Origin of the sequence: Mesorhizobium sp. B1-1-5, assembly GCF_006443065.1 — a bacterium.
In the GTDB taxonomy this organism is placed as follows: Bacteria; Pseudomonadota; Alphaproteobacteria; order Rhizobiales; family Rhizobiaceae; genus Mesorhizobium.
The window spans coordinates 1-26,135 of record NZ_VFWS01000054.1 but is presented as its reverse complement, the minus strand read 5'-3'; the positions used below and the strand labels follow the sequence as shown (position 1 = coordinate 26,135).

Here is a 26,135-nt window from a genome sequence, read left to right as displayed (position 1 = left end):
ATGGTCCGCGTCCTGGTGACGAGGCCGGAGCCTGGCGCGTCGCGCACGGCACGGCGCCTCGAAGCCCTCGGATTTCAGCCTGTCCTGCTGCCGCTGACCGAGACGAGCGCATTGCCGGTCGAGGCGAGCATCGGCGCCGATAGCGTCGCGGTCATTGTCACCAGCGCCAATGCGGTGCGGCATGCGCCGAAGGCGCTGATCGCGGCGCTTGCGCGCCTGCCTTGCCACGCGGTTGGCAAACGGACGGCGGAAGCCTGCCGCGCGGCGGGATTTCTCTCCGTCACGGAAGGTGCGGGCGACGCCGAGGCGCTGGCCGATGCCATCGCCGGCGGCCTTGCCGGCAAGGCACTCGTCTATCTGTGCGGCCGCGTCCGCTTCCCGGGGTTCGAGCGGCGGTTGGCGGCGGCTGGCGTGCATGTCCAGGCGATCGAGACCTACGACACGACAGGTGTCGACTATGGCGATGCCGATGTGGTCGCCCGCCTGTCGGGCCGGCCGGTAGAGGCCGCGCTGCTTTATTCGGCCAAGGCCAGCGCCGCGCTGGCCAGCCTGATTGCGCGGCCAACGCTGCGGCATCTCTTTGAGAAGACGGAATTCCTGGCGCTCTCGGCCCGTGTCGCCGAGCCGCTGGAAGGGTTTGCCGGTAACAGGATCGGCATCGCATCCAAGCCCGAGGAAGACGCGTTGCTCGCGCTTTTGTCGCAACCGCGCTAGGCCGCGTCATCACACCGCCCCTTTTCACCGCTTGGTGATGTGCTAGAGCATCCCCTGGACCCTTTGAACCATCCTCAAGCCAGTTCGCGGAGCCCAAAGCATGGTCAAGACGCCGAAGATGCGACATTCGAAGACCCGGCGCGAGCCGGTGACCATCGAACTCGAGCCCGGCGCCGTCTCGCGAATCACCGACGAGGATGCCGCCAAGGCCGAGGCCAAGACGGCGCAGACGGATGAAGCAAAGGCGGAAGAGGCCGCCGCGGCTTCGCAGCCGGAGGCGCCGGAAGAGCCGATTCATGCCGAGCAGGCCGATATCGAGCCGTGGGAGCATAGCGACGCCGCGCAGGCAACTGCCGATAAATCAGAGACCGTCAAGAACGAGCCGGAGGCGCCATATCCCGGCGGGTCCGATGTGCCGAAGAGCCAGCCCAAGGGCTTCGACTACAATTTTGAGGACGCATCCGCGCCTGGCGCCGGCGCCTCGGCATCGAGGCCAGGCGAAACGAGGAGCGAGGATCGCGTGCCGCAGCCACCACGCAGAACCGGCGTGAACGCCATCGCTGCGGGCGTCGTCGGCGGCGTGATCGCGCTTGCCGGCGCTGGCCTGCTGCAAGCGGTCGGCCTGCTCGGCTCGTCGGGACCGGGCGGGGAGTCGCTCGATGGCGTCAATGGCGAGATTGCTTCGCTGAAAACCGAGATCGCGGCGCTGAAGGAAAGCGGCGGCACCGGGGCGGCCTCGGCCAAGGTCAACGGCCTGTCCTCGGCGCTCGATCAGGTCAAGGGCGATGTCGCGGCGCTGAAATCCTCGGCCGGACAAGGCGGCGACGGCGCCGCGCTCAAGGCGCTCGGCGACAAGGTCGGCCAGATCGAGACGAGCATTGCCGAGCTGCAGAAGAACGGCAATGCGGCGCCCGTCGATCTCGCTCCGCTCAACGAGAAGATCGCCGGGCTCGACGCGCTGGTGAAATCGGCCGGTGACGCGGCCAAGGCCGAGGACGGCCGGGTGGCGGCGCTGGAGCAGTCGGTGTCGCAGCTTTCCGGCAAGATCGAGGCGCAAGCCTCGCAACCCAAGATCGCGCTGGCGATCGCCGCCTCGGCGCTGAAGTCGGCGCTCGACCGCGGTGCGCCCTTCGCGACCGAGCTCGACACCTTCGCGGCGATCGCGCCTGACGCGCCCGAGCTCGCGGCGCTGCGCTCCTATGCCGAAAAGGGCGTGCCGACCCGCGCCACCATCGCTGCGGAGGCCGATGCCGCCGCCAACGCCATGGTCGAGGCGGCACAGCCGGCCGACCAGAATGCCGGCTTCTTCCAGAGCCTGGTGTCGAGCGCGGAATCGCTGGTCAAGGTGCGGCCGGTCGGCGCCGTCGAAGGCACGGGCGTGCCGGAAACCGTGGCGCGCATGGAAGTCGCGGTCAACCAGGGCGACTACGCCAAGGCGCTTGGCGAATATGACACGCTGCCGGACACGGCAAAGGCGGCCGGCGCCGATTTTGCCGGCAAACTGAAGGCGCGGCTTGAGGTCGAAAAGCAGCTCGAAGCGCTGATTGCCGGCGCGACGAAGGCTTAAGGAGACAAGATGATCCGCCTCCTCGTCTTCCTCGCCGTCGTCTTCGCGCTTGGGCTCGGCTTTGCCTGGCTGGCCGACCGCCCGGGCGAGATGCTCGTCACCTTCAGCGGCTACCAGTACCAGGTCACGCTGATGGTGGCGGCGGTGGCGATCGTCGCCGTTGTGGCCGCGGTGATGATCGTCTGGTGGCTGATCAAGTCGCTGTGGAACAGTCCCTACACGATCTCGCGCTATTTCCGGGTGCGCCGCCGCGACCGCGGCTATCAGGCGCTGTCGACGGGCATGATAGCCGCCGGCGCCGGCGACGGCGCGCTGGCGCGCAAGAAGACCAAGGAGGCGGCCAAGCTGATCAATTCCGACCAGGAGCCGCTGATCAACCTGCTCGACGCCCAGGCCTCGCTGCTCGAAGGCGACCATGAAGGCGCGCGGGAGAAGTTCGAGCGCATGCTCGACGATCCCGAGATGCGGCTGCTTGGCCTGCGCGGGCTCTATCTGGAGGCTGAGCGCCTCGGCGACCGCAATGCCGCGCGTCACTATGCCGGCCGCGCCGCGGCGGTGGCGCCGCAGCTTGCCTGGGCGGCGGAATCGACGCTGGAGGAACTCACCGAACGCGGCGACTGGGACGGCGCGCTGAAGCTGGTCGAGGCGCAGAAATCGACCAGGCAGATCGAGCGCGACGCCGCCAACCGCCGCCGCGCCGTGCTGCTCACCGCCAAGGCGCAGGCGCTGGTCGACAGCGACCCGAACGCGGCCCGCACCGCGGCGCTCGAAGCCAACAAGCTGGCGCCGGATTTCGCGCCGGCCGCGGTGATTGCGGCCGACATGGTTATCCGGCAAAACGACGTGCGCAAGGGCTCCAAGATCCTGGAGGCCGCCTGGAAGGCCGAGCCGCATCCCGACATCGCCGAGCTCTATACACATGCCAGGCCGGGCGACGCCGTGCTCGACCGCCTCAACCGGGCGAAGAAGCTGCAGGAATTGAAGAGGAACCATGCCGAGTCGGCGATGGCCGTGGCGCGCGCGGCGCTCGACGCGCAGGATTTCGCCACCGCGCGGCGCGAGGCGGAGGCCGCGATCCGCATGGATCGTCGCGAGGGCGCCTATCTTCTGCTCGCCGATATCGAGGAAGCCGAGACCGGCGACCAGGGCAAGGTGCGGCAACTGCTGTCGAAGGCGGTGCGCGCGCCGCGCGATCCGGCCTGGGTGGCGGATGGCGTCATTTCCGAGCGCTGGGCGCCGGTGTCGCCGGTGACCGGCAAGCTCGACGCCTTCACCTGGCGCGCGCCGATGGAGCGGCTTGGCCAGCTGATCGACAGCGAGACCGATCTCCCGGTGCCGGCGATCGCAGCCGCGCCCGCGGCGGACGGCAAGGCGATCGACATCGTCCCCGACGCCCCGGCGCAGAAGCCGGCGCCGGCGAATGGCGGCGAGAAAGACATGGCGGCTGCCGATGCAGCCGGCGAGGCGGAAGGCATCCGGCAGGGTTCGGAGCTGCCGCCTCTGCCGGATGATCCTGGTGTCGCGCCGGAAGAAGAAGCGGAAAAATCGCCGCGCCGGTTTCGTTTGTTCTGAGGCTGTGTTCTGGGACCGGTTTGGTGGGCAGGGAAAAAACATCGATGTTCGAGCGCGTATTGTCGTTCCTGAGGGATCTGCCGGCCGGGCGCGAGGCCAAGCCGAGCGCCGACGATCCGCGCGTCGCGGCTTCGGCGCTGCTTTATCATGTGATGAACGCCGACGGCGTGCGCCAGGACGTCGAATGGGAACGGTTCAAGCAGATCCTGGCCGAGACCTATTCGGTCAGCGGCAAGGAGCTCGATGCGCTGGCGGCGGCCGGCGAGCGCGCCGACAATGAGGCGATCGACCTCTACGCCTTCACCCGCGTGCTCAAGCGCGACCTCGACGCCGAGGCGCGCAAGGCCTTCATCGGCCTGATGTGGGAAATCGTCTATGCCGATGGCGAGCTTGACGAGCTCGAGGACAACACGGTCTGGCGGGTCGCCGAGCTGATTGGCGTCGAGCGTCGCGACCGCATCGAGGCGCGCCGCAAGGCGGCGGCCGAGGTGCCCGGCGCGCGGGGCGAATCGAGCGACGAATAACAGGATCCTTCGCCTTCCATGCCACCCAGACCGAGGCCGAGACCAAAAATCCTGATCGTTCTGCATCAGGAGAATTCGAGCCCCGGCCGCGTCGGCCATATGCTTCTGGAAGAAGGTTTCGACCTCGACATCCGCCGTCCGCCACTGGGCGACGAATTGCCCTGCACGCTGGACGGTCATGCCGGCGCGGTTATCTTCGGCGGCCCGATGAGCGCCAATGACGAGGACGAGTTCGTCCGCCGCGAGACGGACTGGCTGGAAATCCCGCTCAAGGAGAACCGGCCGTTCCTCGGCATCTGCCTCGGGGCACAGATGCTCGCCAACCATCTCGGCGGCAAGGTCGAGGGCCATGGCGATGGCCTGGTCGAGATCGGCTGGTATCCGCTGAAGGCGACCGAAGCCGGCAAGAAGCTTCTGCACTGGCCGGAGATGGTCTACCAGTTCCACCGCGAGGGCTTTTCGCTGCCGAAGGAAGCGACGCTGCTGGCGACGGCGGAAACCTATCCCAACCAGGCGTTTCGTTACGGCGAGAATGCCTGGGGCATCCAGTTCCATGGCGAGCTGACAAGGGTGATGATGCAGCGCTGGGTGGTGCGCGGCGCGCATCGCTTCGAACTGCCCGGCGCCCAGCCCGGCCGCGACCATCTCGGCGGCCGGCTGATCTGGGACATGCACCTCAAGCGCTGGCTGGGCGAGTTTTTGGGGCTGATTTTTGGCAGGCCGGCGGTGGGGTAGGGCGGTGGCCGATTGCCATGAACGGCCGGCTTAACCCGAGGACAACCTATGCCTGCCAAGGCACGGACGACAGCTTTGCGCCTGCACTCGGGTCATTGCACGAGTTGCCTCTCTCGATCGACAACGGGCACGCCAGGTGCATCCGCGCGACGGCTGAGCTAATCTGTATTTGAGCAATCGAGAGGATCAAGGTCGTGCCGATGGAGGATTTTGTTGGTCGCTGGATTGCTGGGAACGACCGGCACACGACCGCGACGATCGAGATCAAGAGTGTCGATGGTCACCTCGTCGTGTGTGCCATCGATGGTTCCAGCGGTGAACTGGCAGAGATCCAAGGCTTGACCTCCGGGAATGAAGAAGTCCGCTTCGCCGCCCAATGGTCGTCCGGCCAAACTTCCAACTACCGGCTACTACAGTCGGATGGACGGTTGGTCGTCCATGTCACGCTTTCCCGCACCGACTATTTCAAAAGGGATCTGAACGCCGACGGAACGTACAGGTGGCGCAGCGGCATACTGCACATCGCGCCCGGCCATTCGGCGGGTGGTTCGCTTCGCCGGGCGATCCGCTCAAGCGGGCGTACCGACGATGTGATCAGTTTTCCCGACAATCTCAGCTGCGGCCCAATTGATTCCCCGGAGTCTTCGGCGCGAGCGCGCTGGTGGGCCTCGATATACGACGAGTATGACGAGTACGACGTCGATTTCGACGGTTTCTGGAATCAAATCATGTCGACCTCGGACCGCCTCGTCGTCTGGGTCGGACGCCATAGTGCCCAGGAGCATGCTTTCTTCCTGGCCCTGGTGGATCACCTCGGCGACCGCCCCTACGACATCATCGACGTCACCGGGTTGCAAATGCCGTTGACGCGGCCCGACGGCAAGCCGCGACTGTCGAACCCCACGCAGGCCGTTTCGCTCATGAGCGAAACGGAGCTCGCCTTGTTGTTCGGCACGGAGCGCGCGATGACGAGCCAGGAACGAGAGGAGGCCGCGCGACGCTGGTGGAGCTTGAAATCCGAAAACGCACCGTTCCGCATCGTCGCCGATTCCGGGCTCGTCTCGGCGCCTGTAGATGTCTTCGATGAGCTGCTTCTAGAGCGGGCCAGCAAGGATTGGCGCAAGGTTGCACGCGTCATCGCCGAGACCATGGGACACAATATGGAGCCATATATCCAAGTCGGCGACCTGATGCTGCTGACCCGTATCGTGGCCCTTGTCGACCAGGGAAAGCTCATGGCCCATGGTGATCCCTGGCTTATGCGAGAATGCGAAGTACGGCTCCCGGATTAGCAAAAAATAGGCGTCTCCTTTTGAAGAGCCTCTGTAGAGCCAGTCCGCTCACGGCCCATATCGTTCGTTGCCGGCGGGTGCCGATAGCGGCAAACGTCGAATCTGGTGGCCGGCGCCCGATCAAGTTGCGGCCGTCCAGGTGCCGCACCTGACGTTGCGCCGAGGACAGATAGGCTCACCATGCCGCAAACCGCGATAGCGAGGATGCCACCGATTGCTGGACAACATGGCACCAACCAGCGGCCCCTTGCACTGACAATCTCATTGGTATCGATGAGCCGCGAATCTGTGCTAAGCCACCGCGCAATCAAGCAAAGGGACGACACTGTGAGCGAACTGACCTTGGCCGAGGCGACCGAAAATATCTATGCCTCACTCCGAGCGGACAATGCCGACCTCGATGCGCATATCGCGACACTCAAGGCGGCGCTGGCACGAGAGGGGAAAAAGCAGGCTGTGTTCGATCCGGCCAGATTGGTGCAGAACAACCGCGCCGGTCGCAAGTTGATGCAGGCCTATTTTCGCCAGCGCGGCGTCAGCGTGGGCTTTTCGGGATAGTGAACTGCAAGTGGAGCGATCGCAGCGGTTGCGAGTGCGTGACCTGCACCGTGGTGGCAATTCAACTCGGGACCGCGCCTCATCTCGCCGCTGATCGCCCGCCAGGCGCGGCATCGGCTATCGCGTGGAGGTGACGGACCGGACGAGCTGGATTACGGCGCTGCTGCCGCCGGTTCATTCTTCCTCATCCTCAGCTCGTAGTTGAGCCGGTAGCGGCCGCCTTCGAAATTCCAGATCAGCGGGTTGCGCACGCCGTCGATCGAGCTGGCACCGGCCGGCAGGTCCGGAAACTCTCTGACGTGGCTGGGATCGTCCGGGCTGGTGTCGTCCTGCTCAAACAGCTTCAGCCCGGCGCGGTCGACAAATGTGAGCTGAGAGCTGCCGAATCGCGCCGCCCAGTCCTTCTGATCGGCAGAGTCGTCGCAGTCGAATTCGACCTCGCCGGAAGCCGGGAAGCGGATGGTGCGGCTGTCAAGCGACAGCTGGGCGAAGATGTCGTCGGAGCCGAATTCGGGATTGGTCTCGTCCTCGCAGATCAGCGCCTTCAGTTCCAGATTGCGCACAGTGGTCTGCATCGAGGCGCGCACCCGCACGGCCTGGCTTCCTGCCGCCGCCTGGCGGATGACGAGATAGCCATGCGTGCCGCCGCCCATGGCGCCGCTGATGATGCGGCTGGTGCCGGAGACCGCGATCGGTGGCTCGCCGCCGTGCGGATCGTCGAACTCCTCCAGTGTAGCCTTGTAGCCCGCCGGATCGGGCAGACCATCGGCCGTCAGGGTGACGGTCTGGTCGGCGCCGCTGTCGGCCTGCCCGACGACATCGAAACGGAACCACGCCTCATCCTGGCTGCCCAGCAGGCTGCCGGCCTCGGTGAGGGTCGCAAACTGCGGAGGTTCGCCCGGCTGCAGGGGGCAGGCCTCTTCCTTCGTGGCACATGTGTGGCGGCGGACCAGGAGCGCATAATTGCCCTGCCACTTGCGGTCCTTGCCGGTGACGCGGATGAAGAACTCCTTCGGCAGCGCATAGGTGTGGACGGTGAAAATATGCTCGCCGTCGTGCACGATCCTGGTGCTGCCATAGTAGCTGGAGATCGGCTTCGTCATGTTGGAGGGCCGAAAGATATCGATGTTGACGTCCGGACTGTCGGGTCCGATCGAATAGCTGCCGGCGTCCTGGCGCACGACATGGAACCATTGCATGGACCCCGGATAGCGGATCTGAGTAACGTCCTGGCCGTTCCTGAAGTCGATCAGTTCTTCAGCTTGCGGCTTGCCGTCCGAGCCCTTCTTCGCGGTCAGATTGACCGGATAGGCGATAGAAGGGCTGCAAAAATTATTGCCCAGGTTGAGGTCGGCGGTCAGCAGATTGTGGTCGCTTTCGAGGTCGGCAAAATCGAGCGGGATGGTCACGTGCTGAACGCAGATCGGTCCCTCGATGCCGCCGCTTAGATAAGGCCTCGGCGCGGCGAGGATGTAGTCGTAGCGCTCGTTGTCGATGGAGTTGGAGATACCGTCATCGGCGCGGTTAGTCGTCGCCCAGCTGTCGTAATGCTGCGACGTCCAGTATGTGCCGGGGGTGGCGAAACGGCGCGCCCATTCGCCCGTCGGTTGGTGGAAAAGGGGCACGTTCATGTCGCCCATCACCAGCACGCGCTCGCGCTTGCGCTGCGCGGGCGTCAGTGGCGACAGCGTCGTCTCGATCAGCTTCTCAATCTGGTCGAACTGCGCATCGCGCGCGCCGGCGTGCAGCTCGGGCGGACTCTTGTCGAAATAATCAGCCTGCATGTGGGTGAAAACGACTGTGTAGTTGCTTTGCGAAGGCAAATGCAGCAACCGCACGATCGCCGCGCCCTTGCCCGACAGGCAGTCGACACCGCCGCAATGGTCGTAGAGGGTGAAGCCGACCTCGTCGGTCACCGCATCCAGCGTCTCGCCGTCGTTTCTGCCCCATTTGAAGCTGTCGTCGGGCAGCGGCAGGAATTTGAAATCCTTCTTGGCAAACAACATCAGACCGCTGTCCTCGCCGTCGATCTTTTCGACCGGCTCGCCATAGATCGCCACGGCAGCCGCCGGATCAAGATCGGCGATTGCGTCGGCAATAGCCTGCGGTCGCACCTTCAGCAGCGCGGCGTCGATCTTGCGGACATAATTCGGATAGACGGGCTTGAGCTTGTCGATGAGGATCTGCTTGGCGTCCTCATCCCACGCCTCGTTAATGGCGATTATATCGAAGCGGTCAGTATCCTTCAGGATAGTGTCGGCCAGATGCTCAGCCTGCTTTTCGGTCTGACCCTGAATCTGCACAAGGCAGTCCGCGAAATTCGGATTGGCGCATTTGAAGATCGGAGAAAGCAGATAGGCGTTGAAAGTGGCGACACGAACCGTCTCCACTTCCTGCGCCTTCGCTCCGCTGATTGGCCAGGCCATTAGCGTGACAAGCAGGACAATCAACCTGGCCAAGACAAGAACTGACCAGGACATGCGTCTGGAATGAAACATAAGCCTGCCCCCATTGTCGCCGCATTACTCGCCGGCCGGATAATAACAAACGGGAGCGGTCGCACCGTGAAACCATTCACGTTGCCCAGGAGTGCAGCTTTGGTGGGTGTGGCGATCGGTCAACCGATGAAGGCGGTTGCGAATATTGGCGCAAGCTGCCTCGCCCAGGCGTCGGAGCCGCGGCTTAGGGCTGGCGCCCAATCAGTTGCGGCTGTTCAAATGCCTTACCTGCCGCAGCGCCGGGAACAGATAGGCCCATAGGCCGGCGACGGCGATGGCGCCGATGCCGCCGATCACCACGGCGGGAACCGTGCCGATCAGCGCCGCCATGGTGCCGGCGCGGAACTCGCCGACCTCGTTGGAGGCGCCGACGAAGACCTGGTTGACGGCGTTGACGCGGCCGCGCACCTCGTCCGGTGTCCAGAGCTGGATCAGCGTCTCGCGGATATAGACGCTGAACATGTCGGTGGCGCCGAGCAGAGCGAGCGCCGCGATCGACAGCCAGGTGATGGTCGAGACGCCGAACAGCACCGTGAAGGCGCCGAACAAAGCGACGAAGCCCAGCATGATCTTGCCGGCATGGTTGCGGATCGGGTGGCCGGCGAGCCAGACGGCGACGCAGATGGCGCCGATGCCAGGCGCCGAGCGCAGCAGGCCAAGTCCCCAGGGGCCAAGCTGGAGGATATCGCGCGCATAGACAGGCAGCAGCGCCGAGGCGCCCGACAGGAGCACGGCGAACAAGTCGAGCGAGATCGCGCCGAGCACGATCTTCTCGCCCCAGATATAGCCGAAGCCGGCAAACAGCGTCTGCATCGTCGGCTTGTCGGTGGCCGTCTGCTGGGCGGGCTTCGGGATGGTGAAGATGAGCAGCCCGGCGGCGAGCATCAGGACCGCGGCGGTGGCGTAGGCGACTTCCGCCGACACGCCGTAGAGCAGGCCGCCGGCGACCGGGCCGACGATGGTCGCCGTCTGCCAGGCCGACGAGTTCCAGGCGATCGCGTTGGCGAAATCTTCCTGCGGCACGAGATTGGCGAACAGCGAGGACGAGGCGGGGCCGTAGAAGGCGCGGGCAATGCCGAACATCACCAGTACGGCAAAGATCGGCAGCGGGCTGGTCAGGCCGCGCAGCGTCAGAAGCAGCAGGGCCAAGGCGCAGCCGGCCTCGACCAGGGTCGCCAGCGTCATGATCAGCCGGCGGCCGAAGCGGTCGGCGACGACGCCGGTGACCAGGACCAGGAGCAGCGAGGGCAGGAACTGGACGATGCCGACAATGCCGAGGTCGAACGGATCGCGCGTCAAATCATAGACCTGCCAGCCGACGGCGACCGACACGATCATGGTGGCGAAGGTGGTGAGGAAGCGCGCCGTCCAATAGCTGAGGAACGGGCGGTGCCTGAACGCGGCGTAACGCTGGTCTGGTGACGTTGCTTCGACGGTCATGGTTCGAGGGCCCCTTTGCGACGATGGCCGGCGGGGCACTTCCACGGTGGGCGCTGGTCCGGCCGCAACCCTTTAGCCCAGTTCGTCTTGCCATGCGCGTAAAAAATCCGCGCTTGATCTAACAAAATCGAAATTCTCTGCCCTGGTGAGGGCGTTCAGCCTCTCAAAGCGGCCGAGATGGCTTCCAGCCCGCCGCGCAATTCCGCCTCTTTCGGCCAGCCGAAGCCGAGGCGGAAGAAACGCTTCGGCATCTCGAACCAGTGGCCGGGGCCGACATAGGTGCCGTATTCCTCCAGCAGCCTGGTATAGAACCTGTCGAGGTCGAAGCCGGCATCGACGTTGAGCCGCGGAAAGCCGACGACGCCGCCTTGCGGCCGCACCCAGTCGACCAGAGGCTCGCCGTCGATCCAGGATTGAACGATGTCGCGGCGCCTGGCCATTTCCGGCAGCAGCGAGGCGAGGAAGGTATCACGGCGTTCGAGCGTGGCGCGGGCGATCGCCTCGTCGATGACGCTGCCGCAGATGCCGATCTGCTCCTTGGCGGCGAGGAAGGTTTCCTGCAATTGCGGATCGCGGGTCATCAGCCAGCCGATGCGGATGCCCGGAATGCCGAACGCTTTGGACAGCGAGCAGACGCTGATGGCGGCGGAGCTGAGCGAGGCCGCCGACGGCAACCGGGCGCCATAGGAGAGGTCGCGATAGGTCTCGTCGACCAGCAACCGGCATTTGCGGCTTTCGGCAAGCGCAATTAGCGCGTCGAGATCGGCGCGTGTCATCATCGTGCCGGTCGGGTTGTGCGGGCAGGTGACGCTGATCAGTCTGGTGTTCGGCCGCAGCGCCGCTTTCATACGATCGATGTCGACGGCAAAGCCCTCGTCGAAATCGAGATCGATATAGGAGATGGCGCAGCCGATCGCCTTCGGTGTCTCGATATTGGTGGCGTAGTTCGGCCGCACGACCACGAGATGGTCGCCGGCCGACAGAAGCGACGTGGCGATGATGAACAGCGCGCCGGCCGCGCCAGCGGTCACCAGCACGTCATTGGGGGAAAGACCGCTGTCCTGCCCGGCGATAAGCGCCCGCAATTCCTTGTCGCCGCGATGCTCGCCATAGAACAGCGTGAGGTCGGGCAGCGCGAGACCGATGTCGGAGAGTTTCTGGTCTGCGATCGAGCTTTCGGAAAGGTTGTAGCGGATGCGCTCGTAGCCGTATTCCTCCGGCGCTTCCTTCTCGATCACCATCCTGGCGTAGTTCATGACCATGTCCCAAGCGGTTCATCCTTTTTAAACAGACCGCCCGTCCTGTTTTGACGCAATTCCGTATCGCTTTCCTGGAATTGCCTGGTGGAACGGTATCCAAGCCATAAAAGCAGGAAGCCTGCCAAGGCTGATTCCTCGGCAGGCTTCGCTAAACCATTGGTGCAGGGGCGTTATTTCAGGCCGGGGCCTTGGCCTTCCTGCCCCTGGCAGGCTTCGCCGGCTCCGGTTCGGCCTTGCGGCCGAGGCCGATCGACTTGGCGAGCTGCGAGCGCGACGCCGCATAGTTGGGAGCGACCATCGGGTAATCCACCGGCAGGCCCCATTTGGTGCGGTAAGCCTCCGGCGTCAGGCCGAAATGCACGCCGATATGGCGCTTCAGCGATTTGAACTTCTTCCCGTCCTCGAGGCAGATGATGTAGTCCGGCGTCACCGAACGCCTGGGATTGACGGCGGGGACCGGCGGGGGCGCCGCGGGCTCCACCGGCTGGCTGATCCCGCCGATCGAAGAGGCAACGCTGGCGATCAGTCCGCCCAGGTCCGAAGCAGGCAGGCGGTTTTTGGCGACATAGGCCGATACGATATGAGCGGTGAGCTCGAGCAGGTCGATTTCCCTGGCTGTGCTGGTGTCCTCGTCCACGTAGTCCCTCCATTTCTGCCGCAAGGTCGCGAAAACGATCCGGTTTTCGCGGTATACTGTCGAAGCGCTGCGAGCGTTGTTGCGAATTCGGGAAGCCGCAGGGGCCGCAGGCCGGCGAATTCCTAGTCGGCAAATCTGCGCGGCGCAACGTTTTGTCGAGTCAATACACGCTGTTTTGAACAATTATACTGAAATGTAACTATGTCAGACGACCAGCGCCTTGTCGCGCCACAGACGAAATCCACCCTCGAAAGCGCGAGTGTTGTCGCCGCGCCGGGACTTTTCAGGCAATTGATCGAGCTTGTCGACATTGCCCCCGCCGATCACGACATAGTCAGGCTGCAAGGCGGCGCGAAGCCTGTCGACAACGTCAAAAACGTATTTGCGCCACTTCTTCTTCCCGTGCTTCACCAGGCCGCGTTCGCCGACATAATCCTCGAAAGTCGCGCCCCTTTTGTAGGGCAGATGGGCGAGCTCCATGGGCTGGCCGACATTCTTGATGATCATGGCGGCGCCCAGGCCCGTGCCGAGGCCGAGGAACAGCATGCGGCCGCCGTCATAGCTGCCGATCGCCTGCATCAGCGCGTCGTTGACGAGCTTCACCGGCTTGCCGAAAGCGGCGGTGAAATCATAGCCGTTCCAGCCCTTGCCGAGATTGAAGGGATCGAGCGAGGGCTTGTTGTCGCGCACAGGGCCGGGATAACCCATCGAGATGACGTCGTAGTCCAGGCCTTCGGCCAGTTTCTTGACCGACGAGACGACCTGGTCCGGGGTCAGGCTCGGTCCGGACGCGACGCGGCGCATCTCGCCGCCTGCGCTGGTGAGGATCTTCACATGCGAGCCGCCGACATCGACGGTGAGCACGATCGGATCGCCGGTCGCCGCCGCTTTCTTTGCTGCCTTCGCCATCCCGTCCTCCCCGAAAATTATTTGCTCGGATTGATCCAGCCATCGGGTGGGCCGAAGCCGTTCATGGCATCGACCGGCCCCCAGGTCTTGGGGGCATAGATTGCCGGCGCCGCGGTGTCGCCCAGCACCGGGCCGACGATGCGCCAGGCAAGCTCGGCCGCGTCCTGGCGCGTGAACAGCTGGCCGTTGCCGTTCATGGCGTCGCCGATCAGCCGCTCATAGGGCGGCATGTCGCCCTTGGTGTCGTCGAGCGCGGTCAGCTCCACCTGCTCGCCGATCATGTCGTCGCCGGCGACCTTGCGCTGGGCGCCGATCGAGATCGCCACCTGCGGGTCGATGCGGAAGCGCACATAATTGGCGTCGCCCGGCTTGATGGGGTCGAAGACGTCGAGCGGCGGCCGCTTCATACGCACGACCACCTCGGTGGCGTGCACCGGCATGTTCTTGCCGGCGCGGATGAAGAAAGGCACGTCCCGCCAGCGCCAGGTGTCGACGAAGAAGCGCACCGCGGCGAAGGTCTCGACCGGGGAGTTGGGCCTGACGCCCGGCTCGGCCAGATAGCCGTCGAACTGGCCGCGCACGACATCGTCCTTGGTCAGCGTGCGAATGGCGCGCAGCACCTGCACCTTCTCGTCGATCAGGTCGTCGGCCGAGCGGCCGACCGGCGGCTCCATGGCCAGAAGCAACAGGATGTTGAGCAGGTGGTTCTCGATCACGTCGCGGATGCAGCCGACATCGTCATAGAATTTGCCGCGGCCCTCGACGCCGAAATCCTCGGCCATGGTGATCTGCACGCTCTCGACGAAATTGCGGTTCCAGATCGGCTCGAGGAAGGAGTTGGCGAAGCGGAAATAGAGCAGGTTCTGGATCGCTTCCTTGCCGAGATAGTGGTCGATGCGGTAGATCGACTGCTCGTCGAACACCAGATGCAGCACGCGGTTGAGCCAGCGCGCCGACTGCAGGTCGTGGCCGAACGGCTTTTCCACCATCAGCCGCGCGCCGCGCGCGGTGCCGGACTGCTCCAGTCCTTGCACGACCGTCTCGAACATAGTCGGGGGAACGGCCATGTAGTGCAGCGGCCGCTGCGCGGAACCCAGCGCCGTCTTCAGCTTCTCGAAGGTCGCGCCGTCGCGGTAGTCGCCACTGACATAGCGCAGCAGCGAGGCGAGCTTGGAAAAGACCTTGTCGTCGACACGGCCAAGCGCGGTGACGATGCCGTCGCGCGCTCGGTCCACCAGCTTGGGGAGGTCCCAAGGCTCGAAGGCGACGCCGATCACCGGCTCGCTCAGCGTGCCCTTGGCGACCATCTGGTAGAGCGCCGGGAAAATCTTCTTGTGCGCAAGGTCGCCGGTCGCTCCGAAAAGCACCAGCGTGTCGGACCTCTCCTGGCTCATGCAGTCTCTCCCCTCACGCGCCGGTCTTCGGCTTCTCGACATGGCCGCCGAAGGCATAGCGCATGGCGGACAGAAGCTTGTCGGCGAATTGCGATTCGCCTTGCGAGGAGAAGCGGTCGAACAGCGCCGAGGACAGCACCGGCGCCGGGACGCCGGTGTCGATCGCCGCTTTGAGCGTCCAGCGCCCTTCGCCGGAATCGGAAACACGGCCGCCGAACTGGGCAAGCGCCGGGTCGTTCTTCAGCGCGCCGGCGGTGAGATCGAGCAGCCAGGAGCCGATGACGCTGCCGTGCCGCCAAACCTCGGCGACTTGCGGCAGGTCGATGTCGAACTGATAGTATTGCGGGTTTTCCAGCGGGCTGGTCTCGGCGTCCGCGATCCTGGACCGCTTGCCGGCATTGGCCGACTTCAGGATGTTCATGCCTTCGGCATAGGCGGCCATGACGCCATATTCGATGCCGTTATGCACCATCTTGACGAAATGGCCGGCGCCGCTCGGTCCGCAATGGAGATAGCCGAAGGGCGCGGTGCCGGCATCCTTGGGCGGATTGGCGCCCGCATCGGCGCCAGGCGCCAGCGTGGCGAAGACCGAATCGAGATGCTTCACCGCGTCATCGGGGCCGCCGATCATGAGGCAGTAGCCACGCTCGAGGCCCCAGACGCCGCCGCTGGTGCCGACATCGACGAAGTTGATGCCCTTAACCGCCAGCTTGGCCGCCTGGTCGACGGCATCATGGTAATAGGAATTGCCGCCGTCGATGATGATGTCGCCCGGCTCCATCAGCGCCGCCACCTGGTCGACGATCCTGCCGGTGATCGCGGCCGGCAGCATCAGCCAGGCGCAGCGCGGCTTGGCGAGCTTGGCGACGAACTCCTCCAGCGAGGCGGCGCCGACCGCGCCGTCCTTGACCATGCCGGCGACGCTTGCCGAATTGATGTCGTAGACGACGCATTCATGGCCGTCGCGCATCAGGCGCCGCACCATGTTGGCGCCCATCCTGCCCAGTCCCATCATTCCGATCTGCATGGTTTCATCCCGATTGCTTGAGGAAGGAGAAGTACAATGGCCCTGCTGGATCACGATTGAGCGTCAATGCCGACGCTGAAGTCGACATTCTCCCAACGCATCGCCCCGGGCCAGAAAAAAGTGAAGACGATGGTGGTTCCCGGCTGCAGGCGGATGACGGGCAAATCCACCAGGTGAACGCCGAACGCATTCTCGGTCGTCTTGCTGTCCTGCACGGTCAACCACTTATCGCTGCTCCAATGGACGACGCCGGGCGCCGACAATTCGACGCGCAGCGCCTTGCCGGCCGGAATGGAGCGGATCTTGTTGTTAAAGCGCCAGATCCTAAGCGGCGAGGCCGTCTTGCCCTTGATGTAGCGTTCGACGCCCTGCGGCGGCAGGTCGAAGACGGCGCCGTCGCGCAGCGAGCGCAACAGCTTGATGTGCTCTGCATGCGCCCAGACCAGCGACATGGCGCTGCCGGACGGTTTGCCCAGCCACAGCTCGCGGTCGGGCATGTCCGGGCGATCCCAGACCTGCTCCGGTAGGAGGCCGCCGACGCCGGCCGAACGTTCGAAAGTCTCAAGCAGTTGCGCCGCGCTTTCCCTGCGGCCGGCGGCCAGCTCGTAATGGGCGCGCTCGCCGGCGAGCAGCGGCCACGGCCGCCCCCGGCCGGTGCCGTCGAAAGGCGCGCCGTCCTCGTGCTCGCCATAGCCGTCGCCGGTATAGCGGTACCAAAGCGGGCCTTGCGGCAGGTCGCAGCGCAGCTCGGCGTCGATCGCCTTGACGGTGTTGACGATGCGCGGGTCGTCCGCGGCCCTCAGGCCGAAGCGGACCAGCGCCAGCGCATCCGGGCTGATGATCGCCTCGGCGGGCTTGTCGGTGTCGCCCGGCGGCCGGTTCTTAATCGGCACGAAGCCGTCCTTCGGAGACGCGGCGCCGCCATTATCGGGCGGCGCGATGCGCACATAGTAGCCGTCCGTTCCAGCCCTGGCGCTTGCCTCCGTGCCGGTGACATAGGTCCAGCGCTCGACCTGGTCGTTCCAGCAATCGGCGGTCTCGCGCAGATAGTTTGCCGGCTCATTTTTGCCGCAGACTTCCAGCATGTCGGCCGCGGCGAGCAGGCCAGCTATTTCCACGGCCAGCGTGAACGGACTGTAGCCGGCGTCCTCCTCCCAGCGGTCCTCGCCGGTGACCGGGCCGTTGCGCACGACATAGGCGGCGGCGTTCTCGATCATCGCCAGGAAGTCGGCGAGCTGCGACTTCGGCAGATGGCCGGCGCGGCGCAAGGCGTCTGCAAGCAGCAGCGGAAAGGCGCATTCGTCCATCTGGATGCCCGGCCAATAGGCGGTGCCGTCGGACCAGCAATTTTGCGGCCAGTGGCCGTCCGGCTGCTGGATCGAGCGCAGATAGGCGAGGATCTGCAGCGCCTGCCTGTCGTCCCCGGCCGCCAGGAAGCCACCTGCCGTCTCGACCAGATCGCGCGGCCAGACGAGATGATAGCCGCCGAGGTCATCGTCGCCCTTGTTGAAACCCCAGGGGATCGACAGGCTGGCGACGGCGGCGCCGGGCCTGGCTACCGACAGATGCGTCGCCAGCACTGCGGTGCTGACGCGGTAGGTGTTCAAACCCGAGGCAGCGTGGCGGTCGAGCTTTTCCAACCCTGCCTGGAATATCCGCCAGTTGTCGGCATAGGTCTTCGCGGCCGGCTCGAAACCCTGTTGCAGGCTTGCCAAGGCAAGATCCGCCGCTTCTTCCGGCGAAGCGCCGAAGCCGAGCGCCAGCAAGGCAACCGTCTTGCCGGCCGAAAAGCCGATCTCGCCGGTCAGCGCGACATTGCCGTTTTCGGCTGTATGACAGGAAGGATCGAGCGCGCCGTTATCGTGCAGTTGCTGCCAGCCGTCGGAAAAGCCGACATAGCCGGCCGAGCAGGCGCCCCAAGGCAAAGAGGAGGCGAGCGCCAGCGAGACGCCGCGCCCTGTGGCGAAGAGAAGACGCTGCCCCTTGTGCTCGCCGATCCAGGCCGTGTTGCCCATGCCGGCATTGACGAGATGCGGCGCAAGCAGCGCATAGACGCGATAGTCGGCCGCCGAGCCCTTGATCGCGCTGAAATGCACTTCCTGCAGCAGCACGGGTCGTTTCGAATCCGTAACGATGCGCTTCTTGATCCGGTAAGCGCCGTCGGTGGCAATGTTGGTCAGCCGGTAGCCAGGCACCCCGTCCTCGAAAGGGTCGACGGTGTGGGCCGCATCGCGCTTCTCCTCGGAAAAATAACCGTCAGGGCCGGTTACGATCAGCCCTAGGTCGCGCGTGCAGGCGCTGTCGAGGTGCGGATAATAGATTTCGTTCAGGATGCCGTGGCTGGTGGTGAACCAGAGCGGGCTTTTTGCCGAAAGCGCGGTTCCGACGCCACTCTTGGCACTTGACGTCCAGCGCGCCGGAATTCCGGGCGCGCCTTTAGAAACGGTCGGCGTCACTGCCATGCATTGGCCTCCTGCCGCGTTCCTAGACCAGGAGTCGCCGTCTTTTCAATCGTCGCACCGCAAGTTGATCGGGCAGTGCCAATGCTTTGGAGTTGACAGCTTGCGGTTCCTCTGAATTTGTCTGACAATAGATAAAAAACAGAGATTTCGCGTCAATAGCAGCAACCTCGGGAGGAACCGACATGAAGAAACTGCTCGTATTGGGTGCATTCGCGGCGATGCTCGCCTCGGGCACCGCGCTTGCCGACACCAGCGGCAAGAAGATCGCCTTCTCCAACAATTATGCCGGCAATTCCTGGCGCCAGGCGATGCTCGACAGCTATGCGATCGTCACCAAGAAGGCGGTCGACGACAAGATTGTCGCCGCGGCCGATGTTTTCACCACCGCCGACAAGGAAGTGCCGACCCAGGCGGCCCAGGTGCAGAACCTGATCCTGCAGGGCTATGACGCCATCGTCATCAACGCCGCCTCGCCCGATGCGCTCAATGGCGCCATCAAACAGGCCTGCGACGCCGGTATTGTGGTCGTCTCCTTCGACGGCACCGTGACCGAGCCCTGCGCCTATCGCGTCGTCGTCGACTTCAAGGACATGGGCAAGCAGGAAGTCGAGCAGATGGCCAAATTCCAGCCCAAGGGCGGCAATCTGCTGGAGATCCGCGGTCTCGCCGGCACCTCGATCGACGATGCCATCCATGCCGGCATCCTCGAAGGCGTCGCCGCCCATCCGGAGTTTAAGATCGTCGGTTCGGTGACGGGCGACTGGGACCAGACGACGGCGCAGAAGGCGGTGGCGACCATCCTGCCGTCGCTACCGGATGTCGTCGGCATCGTCGACCAGGGCGGCGACGGCTATGGCGCCGCGCAGGCCTTCGCCGCGGCCGGCAAGCCGCGTCCGACCATCATCATGGGCAACCGGCAGGACGAGCTGAAATGGTGGAAGGAGCAGAAGGAGAAGGACGGCTACAAGACCTGGTCGGCCTCGATCGCGCCCGGCGTGTCGACGCTGGCCTTCTGGGTGGCGCAGCAGGTGCTCGACGGACGCAAGGACATTCCGCACGACCTCCTGGTGCCCTATCTCGCTTTCACCCAGGACGATTTCGAGGCCGCGCTGCCGAAGATCAAGGAAGGCGGCGTCGCCACGCACGAATACACGCAGGAAGACGCCATCGCCGCCATCAAGGCCAATATCAAGCAATAGTGGCGGGGCGTTGCTGCCTGCATCGCCAACCGGGTAAAAGTTGAGGATGCTCCAGGCTATTGCAGACATCGTCAAACTGGACGGCGCCGAAAAGCATTTCGGCGCCGTCCGGGCGCTTAACGGCGTCGACTTCCATGTCGGCGCCGGCGAATGCGTGGGGCTGGTCGGGCATAACGGCGCCGGCAAGTCGACGCTCATGCATATGGTAGCCGGCACGCTGCGGCCGGATGGCGGGCAGATCGCCGTGCGCGGCAATCAGGAAGCAAGCTATTCGGTGGCGCGCGCGCTCGAGCTCGGCATACGCTGCGTCTTCCAGGAGCTGTCGCTCTGCCCCAATCTCAGCGTCGCCGAGAATACCCGCATCAACCACCTTGCGCTCACCGGTTTCGGCTGGCGGCGCCGGGCCGCCGACCTCATCCGCGCCAAGCTGAACGAGATATTTCCGGACCACGGCATCTCGGCGGATGACATCGCCGGCGACCTCTCGATCGGCAGGCGGCAGATGGTCGAGGTGGCGCGCGCCTTCACGCTGACCCGCGAGCCGCTGCATCTGGTCATCCTCGACGAGCCGACCTCCTCGCTCGACGCGCATACGGCGGGCCAGCTGCTTTCGTTCGTGCGCCGCTTCGTGGCGGCCGGCGGCAGCTGTATCCTGATCTCGCATGTGCTGGGCGAGGTGCTGCAGAACGCCGACCGCATCGTGGTGATGCGCGACGGCAAGGTGGTCGCGGCCGATGCCGCGAGCGCGTTCGACCGCGACAGGCTGGTCGCGGCCATGGGCGGCGCCGAGGGACATCACAAAGCCGCCGCCGAGGCCCGGAAGACCGAGCCAGGAGCGCTCAGGGTGCAGGCACGCCCGGCCAGGCAGCAGGACGGCAAGGAGCTTGTCGCGCGCGCAGGCGAGATCATCGGTCTTGCGGGACTTGCCGGCCACGGCCAGACAGATCTTTTGCTGGCGATCTTCTCGGCCGCCTCGCGCGCCAGGGCCGGCATCGAGGTCACGGCGCCGGTGGCGTTGGTCGCCGGCGACCGCCAGTCGGACGGCATCTTTTCGCAATGGTCGATCGCGCAGAACATCGGCATCCGCTCGCTGGCGCGGCTGCGCAGCGGTGTGCTGATCTCGCCGCAGCGCGAGGCCGAGCTTGCCGAGGCCTGGAAGAAGAAGATCGGCATCCGCACGCCCGACATGAACAACAATATCTATTCGCTGTCGGGTGGCAACCAGCAGAAGGCGCTGTTTGCCCGCGCGCTCGGTTCCGACGCCGAGATCGTGCTGATGGACGACCCGATGCGCGGCGTCGATATCGGCACCAAGCTGGAGGTCTACGACCTGGTGCGCGAGGAGGCCGCAAAGGGCCGGACCTTCCTCTGGTACACGACCGAGACCGAAGAGCTCGACAATTGCGACCATGTCTATGTCTTCAAGAACGGCCGCATCGTCGCCAATCTGCGGCGCGACGAGCTAACGGAGGAAAAGATCATCCAGTCCTCGTTCGGCGATGCGGCCTGAGATGACGGCGATCGCTCCCGGCACCGTTCCGAAAGCCTCGCCGCGCGGCAGCGCCGCCCGGGCGCGCATGCTGCGCGGCCTTCTTCCCGCGCTGTCGCTGGCGCTGGTGCTGATTGCGATTGCCTGGCTCAACCCGCGCGCCATCAGCTATTTCGGCTTCAACTTGATGCTCAACCTGGCGATCCCGATCGCGCTGGCGACGATCGCGCAGATGTTCGTCATCGCCGGCAACGAACTCGATCTGTCGATCGGCACTTTCGTCGGCTTCGTCGGCTGCGTCACCGCAACCTGGCTGAGGGACGCGCCGCTCATCGGCATTCTCGTGCTCATAGGCTCGATCGGCGTCTATGCATTGCTCGGCGCGCTGATCCACCTGCGCAATTTGCCTTCGATCGTGGTGACGCTCGGCATGAGCTTCGTCTGGCAGGGGCTTGCGATCCTGGTCCTGCCGAAGCCCGGGGGCAAGGCGCCGGACTGGCTGTTGTCGATCCTGTCGTTCAAGCCGCCCTACATTCCGTTCCCGATCCTTGCGGCGCTGCTGATCGCCGCCGTCGTGCATTTCGGCCTGATGCGAACGTCCTATGGCGTCATCCTGCGCGGCTCAGGCGGCAACGCCGCGGCACTGCGGCGCGCCGGCTGGTCGCTGCTCAAGACCAAGATCGTGCTGTTCGCGCTGACCGGCCTGTTCGGCGTTCTGTCCGGCATGGCGCTGATCGGCATCACCACTTCGGCCGACGCCAATATCGGCAATGGCTATACGCTGCTTTCGATCGCCGGCGTCATTCTCGGCGGCGGCGAGTTCGTCGGCGGCCGCGTGTCGCCGATCGGCGCCGTCCTCGGCGCGCTGACGCTGGCGCTAGCCGCCTCGCCGCTCTTGACCTTCATGCACATCCCGCCCGACTGGCAGGTGGCCGCCAACGGCGCGATCCTGATCATCGTGCTGGCGGCGCGGGTGCTGATCAGCCGCAGGGAGCGGTGAGCGATGACCTCGGTGCGGACGCTGCTTGAAAAACCCTGGATCTGGTCGTTCGTCGGCGCTCTGGTCGTCTGGCTGGCGACGATTGCCTTCACCGGCGGCTATGGCGCCGGCGGCATGGTCACGGCAGCGCTTTCGCTCGCCGTCTTCACCGTCATCGTCGGCGTCGGCCAGATGTTCGTCATCACGCTGGGACCCGGCAATGTCGACCTGTCGCTGCCGGCCAATATCGGGCTGGCCAGCGCGGTCGCCATGAAGGTGATGGGCGGCAGCGATGCCATGATCGTCGTCGGTCTGCTTGCCGCACTTGCCTGCGGCGCCGCGATCGGCGCGATCAACTATCTGCTGATCTGGGCGCTGCGCATCCCGCCGATCATCGCGACGCTGTCGGCGAGCTTCATCATCCAGTCGGTCGACATCAGCTATGGCCGCGGCCTGCAGATCAAGCCGCCGCCGGGCTTCGCCGACTTCACCAACTGGCAGGTGCTGGGCATTCCGGTGCTGGCGATGCTGACGGTGGTCTTCACCATAGGCGCCGCGCTGGCGCTGCAGCGCATGATCTACGGCCGCTCGGTGCTGGCGATCGGCCAGAACATCCGCGCCGCATGGCTCGCGGGCGTCCATGTCGGCCGCATCCGCTTCCTCACCTACACGCTGTGCGGCGCGCTGGGCGGCATCGACGGGGCGCTGCTTGCCGGTTATTTCCGCGGCGCCAATGTCGATATCGGCAACGAATACCTGCTCGCCTCGATCGCGGTCGTGGTCATCGGCGGCACATCCGTCGCCGGCGGCAAGGCCAATGTGCCGGGCGTCTGGGGCGCCGGCCTGTTCCTGGTGCTCCTGCTCACCATGCTCAACACGTTCGGCGTCAGCGCCGGCGTGCGGCTGGTGCTGACGGGGCTGATCATCGTCGGGGTGATCACGGCGGCCGGCGGCGAGAAGGCCGTTAGGTAGCCTTTACTTGGCTGCCTTGGCCCGGGCGATCGCGTCGACGATCATCTTCTTGGCGTATTTGGAATCGTGCCAGCCCTCGATCTTGACCCATTTGCCGGGCTCGAGATCCTTGTAGTGCTCGAAGAAGTGCTGCACCTGCTGGCGCGTGATCTCAGGCAGATGCGTGTATTCGGTGACGTTCTCGTAGCGCAGCGTCAGCTTGGGCGAGGGGACGGCGATCACCTTCTCGTCCTGGCCGGCATTGTCTTCCATGATCAAGACGCCGATCGGCCGCACGTTGATGACGCAGCCCGGCACCAGCGCGCGGGTGTTGCAGACCAGAACGTCGATCGGGTCGCCGTCGCCCGACAGCGTGTGGGGCACGAAGCCGTAATTGCCGGGATAGCGCATGGAGGTGTGCAGGAAGCGGTCGACGAACAGGGTGCCGGCCTCCTTGTCCATCTCGTATTTGATCGGCTCGCCGCCGATCGGCACCTCGATGATGACGTTCACGTCCTCAGGCGGGTTCTTTCCGGTGGGCACGGCTTCGATACGCATGGCTAAGTCCCTCTCTCGATTGCAAGACCGATAGCGGGCGAAGCGTCATGGTGCAATGCGGCGAATGGCACTGAACGCCAATGGAAGCGCACAGTTTGTGATGAATTGTAACCTAGGCGACGTCAGTCATTCCAGACAAAAGCCACTTTCTTGAGCGCCTTCTGCTCGAAGACCTCGACGCCTTCGGCGATATCGCGGCCGCCATTGCCGGCGTAGAAGGCCAGGGCGTTGTGATTGTCCTCCAGCGCCCAGACCACCAGGCCGCGCAGGCCGTGGTCGGCGAGCCGGGCCTTGGCCGCCTTGAACAGCCGGCTGCCGAGCCCGATGCCCTGATATTCCGGACGCAGATAGAGCTCGTAGATCTCGCCCTGCTGGCGGAGCTCGCGGGCGCGGTTCTTGCCGATCGTGGCGTAGCCGGCGACCGTTCCGCCGATCTCGACGACCAGCACGGTGGCGGCGCGGCGAATCGCGTTGGCCCACCAGTCGACGCCGCGGCGGTTGATCATCGAGGTCAGCGTGCGGTGCGGGATGATGCCGGAATAGGCGCCGCGCCAGGCCTGCTGGTGCACTTCGGCGATGGCGCTCGCGTCGCGCGGCTCTGCCTTCCGGATGTCGATCGTCAGCGTGTTCATGATTGGTTAACCATAAACCCGCATCGGGCGATTGCAAAGAGTCCGCCAACACACCTCCTCGCTTTCGCACAGGCGAAAGGTGCGTTCGCCGACGAGGCGTCAAGAGCCGGATGATTTCAGGTCGATCGACCTGAAATCTGAATCCGTCTCTAAATCTAAGAGATAGAGCATGATGTCGCCCGAAAACCGCCTCACACTTTTCGGCATCATGCTCTAGTCAGATTTCGACGAGATGATCGTCGAGCTCGTTGGTGTCGCCTTCGGTGACCGGGAAATGCTCGGCGAGCACCGCGCCGACCGTACCGATAGCCTTGACGAAGCCGTCGGCCAGCCGGTCGTCGCCGGCATGTTTGGTCAGATCGCCCACCACGCCGTCCCAGACATGCTGGCCGACCTTGGCGTCGATGCCGGAGTCGGCGACGACCTCGGCATAGCGCTCGGCAACGGAGACGAAGATGAGCACGCCGGTGCGCGCGCTCGTGCGGTGGACGTTGCGGGCCAGGAACTGCTTCATCGCATTGGCGTGCGCCGCCTGATAGCGCAGCCTTCTCGGCACGAAATGAATGCGCAAAGTGGGCAGGAACCAGAGCAAAACGAGCGCCGAGGCCAGCGCCAGCGCTTGCGCCAGCACGAAATGCGGCAGCCGGATGGACAGCCACCATGCCTCCAGCCCATAGGCGACGGCGAGGCTGGCGACGAACACGCCGATCGTCGTCGTGAACGCGGCCGGAAAGAAGTAGCCGTCGCTGGCCCGAGCGACGACGCAATAGATCTCGCCGTCGGTCTTCAACTCGGCGACGCGGATCGCCTCGGCGATGCGGTCATGGTCCTCGGCGCTGATCGGTCGCGTTGCCATAATGCCTCACCAGCTTCCCGAGGAGCCGCCGCCGCCCGACGAGCCGCCGCCGCCTGAAAATCCGCCGCCGCCGCCTCCCGAGGACCAGCCCCCGCCGGACGACCAACCGCCGCCACCCGACGACCAGCCGCCCGAGGAAGAGCGCCGGTTCTGATTGAAAGTCATGCCGAGCCAGCGATAGCGGCCGGGCCCGATCTTCTGGCCGAAGATCGGCGGCAGCACCGTCATCGCGATGCCGCCGAAGAAGATAAGCGCCCAGATGGTGATGAAGATGGCGAAGAACAGGTCGTCGGAGTTGAACGGCGCCTGCTCGTTGCGCTTGCCGCGCGCTTCCAGCTCCTCCGGATTGCCCTCCAGGACCATGATCATGTCGTCGACGGCCTTGGTGATGCCGCCGGAGAAATCGCCGGCGCGGAAGGCCGGCACCATGTCGTTCTCGATGATCAACTTGGTGTGCAGGTCGGTCAGCGTGCCTTCCAGGCCGTAGCCGACCTCGATGCGCATCTTGCGGTCGTTGGGCGCCACCAAGAGCAGCACGCCGTTGTTTTGCTTGGCCTGGCCGAGCTTCCAGAAGCGGAACAGCCGGTTGGCGTAAGGCTCGATCTCCTCGCCGCCGAGGCTGGGCATAGTGGCGACGACGATCTGGTCCGAGCCCTTGGTTTCGAAGTCGGCGAGTTTTTGCGTCAGCGCCGCGCGCGTGCCGGCGTCGATGATGCCGGCATTGTCGACGACGCGGCCGGTCAGCGCGGGCAGGTCGGCGGCAAGGGCGGCGAGGGGGAGGAGGAGGAAAAGGGCGGCAAGAAGGCCAAGCAATGAGAGGTAGGCGTTCTGTCGCCCCCCTCTCTGTCCTGCCGGACATCTCCCCCTCAAGGGGGGAGATTGG

General features: G+C 64.9%; 23 protein-coding genes. 11 read left to right on the top strand and 12 right to left on the bottom strand.

Annotated elements, in window-relative coordinates; genetic code table 11:
- From FJ980_RS17300 to FJ980_RS17270, 7 genes are all read left to right on the top strand, one after another.
- Entirely contained in the window at nt 1-714 is a 714-nt protein-coding gene (locus FJ980_RS17300; protein WP_140544782.1) for a uroporphyrinogen-III synthase, read from the top strand.
- A gap of 100 nt (nt 715-814) precedes the next feature.
- On the top strand, nt 815-2,281 hold the full coding sequence (locus FJ980_RS17295; protein ID WP_140544780.1) for a COG4223 family protein: 1,467 nt from the start codon (nt 815-817) through the stop codon (nt 2,279-2,281).
- Nucleotides 2,282-2,290: 9 nt separating this feature from the next.
- Nucleotides 2,291-3,853 carry a heme biosynthesis protein HemY gene (locus FJ980_RS17290; protein ID WP_140544778.1) on the top strand — a complete coding sequence of 521 codons (1,563 nt, stop codon included), beginning with the start codon at nt 2,291-2,293 and terminating at the stop codon, nt 3,851-3,853.
- Nucleotides 3,854-3,897: 44 nt separating this feature from the next.
- Nucleotides 3,898-4,377 carry a TerB family tellurite resistance protein gene (locus tag FJ980_RS17285; RefSeq protein ID WP_140544776.1) on the top strand — a complete coding sequence of 160 codons (480 nt, stop codon included), beginning with the start codon at nt 3,898-3,900 and terminating at the stop codon, nt 4,375-4,377.
- An 18-nt stretch (nt 4,378-4,395) separates the two neighbouring features.
- Nucleotides 4,396-5,112, top strand: coding sequence for a glutamine amidotransferase (locus tag FJ980_RS17280; RefSeq protein ID WP_140544774.1), 717 nt, complete (start codon nt 4,396-4,398; stop codon nt 5,110-5,112).
- A 200-nt stretch (nt 5,113-5,312) separates the two neighbouring features.
- Nucleotides 5,313-6,404 carry a DUF1835 domain-containing protein gene (locus tag FJ980_RS17275; protein ID WP_246676442.1) on the top strand — a complete coding sequence of 364 codons (1,092 nt, stop codon included), beginning with the start codon at nt 5,313-5,315 and terminating at the stop codon, nt 6,402-6,404.
- A 273-nt stretch (nt 6,405-6,677) separates the two neighbouring features.
- On the top strand, nt 6,678-6,962 hold the full coding sequence (locus FJ980_RS17270; protein ID WP_181181235.1) for a hypothetical protein: 285 nt from the start codon (nt 6,678-6,680) through the stop codon (nt 6,960-6,962).
- Between the two features lie 152 nt (nt 6,963-7,114).
- Here the strand turns inward: FJ980_RS17270 and FJ980_RS17265 are convergent, their stop codons facing one another.
- From FJ980_RS17265 to FJ980_RS17230, 8 genes are all read right to left on the bottom strand, one after another.
- A complete protein-coding gene (locus tag FJ980_RS17265; RefSeq protein WP_140544768.1) occupies nt 7,115-9,388 on the bottom strand; it encodes an endonuclease/exonuclease/phosphatase family protein in 2,274 nt (757 codons plus the stop codon).
- A 273-nt stretch (nt 9,389-9,661) separates the two neighbouring features.
- Nucleotides 9,662-10,900, bottom strand: a complete 1,239-nt coding sequence (locus FJ980_RS17260) for an MFS transporter (protein ID WP_140544766.1) — start codon at nt 10,898-10,900, stop codon at nt 9,662-9,664.
- Between the two features lie 155 nt (nt 10,901-11,055).
- Nucleotides 11,056-12,156, bottom strand: a complete 1,101-nt coding sequence (locus FJ980_RS17255) for an aminotransferase class I/II-fold pyridoxal phosphate-dependent enzyme (protein ID WP_140544764.1) — start codon at nt 12,154-12,156, stop codon at nt 11,056-11,058.
- Between the two features lie 178 nt (nt 12,157-12,334).
- Nucleotides 12,335-12,796 (bottom strand): MucR family transcriptional regulator, encoded by a 462-nt coding sequence (locus FJ980_RS17250; protein ID WP_140544762.1) that lies wholly within the window; start codon nt 12,794-12,796, stop codon nt 12,335-12,337.
- Between the two features lie 204 nt (nt 12,797-13,000).
- Nucleotides 13,001-13,705, bottom strand: coding sequence for an ROK family protein (locus tag FJ980_RS17245; RefSeq protein WP_140544760.1), 705 nt, complete (start codon nt 13,703-13,705; stop codon nt 13,001-13,003).
- A 17-nt stretch (nt 13,706-13,722) separates the two neighbouring features.
- Entirely contained in the window at nt 13,723-15,099 is a 1,377-nt protein-coding gene (gene zwf / locus FJ980_RS17240; protein WP_140544758.1) for a glucose-6-phosphate dehydrogenase, read from the bottom strand.
- A 13-nt stretch (nt 15,100-15,112) separates the two neighbouring features.
- Entirely contained in the window at nt 15,113-16,126 is a 1,014-nt protein-coding gene (gnd, locus tag FJ980_RS17235) for a phosphogluconate dehydrogenase (NAD(+)-dependent, decarboxylating) (protein ID WP_140544756.1), read from the bottom strand.
- A 50-nt stretch (nt 16,127-16,176) separates the two neighbouring features.
- Nucleotides 16,177-18,588, bottom strand: coding sequence for a glucan 1,4-alpha-glucosidase (locus tag FJ980_RS17230; protein WP_140544754.1), 2,412 nt, complete (start codon nt 18,586-18,588; stop codon nt 16,177-16,179).
- A gap of 182 nt (nt 18,589-18,770) precedes the next feature.
- Between FJ980_RS17230 and FJ980_RS17225 the strand changes: the two genes are divergently transcribed.
- Genes FJ980_RS17225 through FJ980_RS17210 form a run of 4 tightly spaced genes read left to right on the top strand, consistent with a single transcriptional unit; the run spans nt 18,771 to nt 23,227 of the window.
- The gene (locus tag FJ980_RS17225) at nt 18,771-19,787 is read left to right on the top strand and encodes an ABC transporter substrate-binding protein (RefSeq protein ID WP_140544752.1); all 1,017 of its coding nucleotides are present in this window, start codon (nt 18,771-18,773) and stop codon (nt 19,785-19,787) included.
- A gap of 46 nt (nt 19,788-19,833) precedes the next feature.
- Nucleotides 19,834-21,297, top strand: a complete 1,464-nt coding sequence (locus FJ980_RS17220) for a sugar ABC transporter ATP-binding protein (protein WP_140544750.1) — start codon at nt 19,834-19,836, stop codon at nt 21,295-21,297.
- A gap of 1 nt (nt 21,298) precedes the next feature.
- On the top strand, nt 21,299-22,276 hold the full coding sequence (locus FJ980_RS17215; protein WP_181181233.1) for an ABC transporter permease: 978 nt from the start codon (nt 21,299-21,301) through the stop codon (nt 22,274-22,276).
- Nucleotides 22,277-22,279: 3 nt separating this feature from the next.
- Complete coding sequence (locus FJ980_RS17210) at nt 22,280-23,227, top strand: ABC transporter permease (RefSeq protein WP_140544746.1); 948 nt, start codon at nt 22,280-22,282, stop codon at nt 23,225-23,227.
- Nucleotides 23,228-23,230: 3 nt separating this feature from the next.
- Here FJ980_RS17210 and ppa read toward each other — a convergent pair whose 3' ends face one another.
- The 4 genes from ppa to FJ980_RS17190 all read right to left on the bottom strand — a co-directional run bounded on the left by ppa (nt 23,231) and on the right by FJ980_RS17190 (nt 26,122).
- Nucleotides 23,231-23,764, bottom strand: coding sequence for an inorganic diphosphatase (ppa, locus tag FJ980_RS17205; protein WP_140544744.1), 534 nt, complete (start codon nt 23,762-23,764; stop codon nt 23,231-23,233).
- Between the two features lie 122 nt (nt 23,765-23,886).
- The gene (locus tag FJ980_RS17200; protein WP_040991512.1) at nt 23,887-24,396 is read right to left on the bottom strand and encodes a GNAT family N-acetyltransferase; all 510 of its coding nucleotides are present in this window, start codon (nt 24,394-24,396) and stop codon (nt 23,887-23,889) included.
- Nucleotides 24,397-24,613: 217 nt separating this feature from the next.
- Nucleotides 24,614-25,252 carry a TPM domain-containing protein gene (locus FJ980_RS17195; RefSeq protein ID WP_140544739.1) on the bottom strand — a complete coding sequence of 213 codons (639 nt, stop codon included), beginning with the start codon at nt 25,250-25,252 and terminating at the stop codon, nt 24,614-24,616.
- Nucleotides 25,253-25,258: 6 nt separating this feature from the next.
- Nucleotides 25,259-26,122, bottom strand: a complete 864-nt coding sequence (locus tag FJ980_RS17190) for a YgcG family protein (protein ID WP_140544737.1) — start codon at nt 26,120-26,122, stop codon at nt 25,259-25,261.
- Nucleotides 26,123-26,135 lie beyond the last annotated feature (13 nt).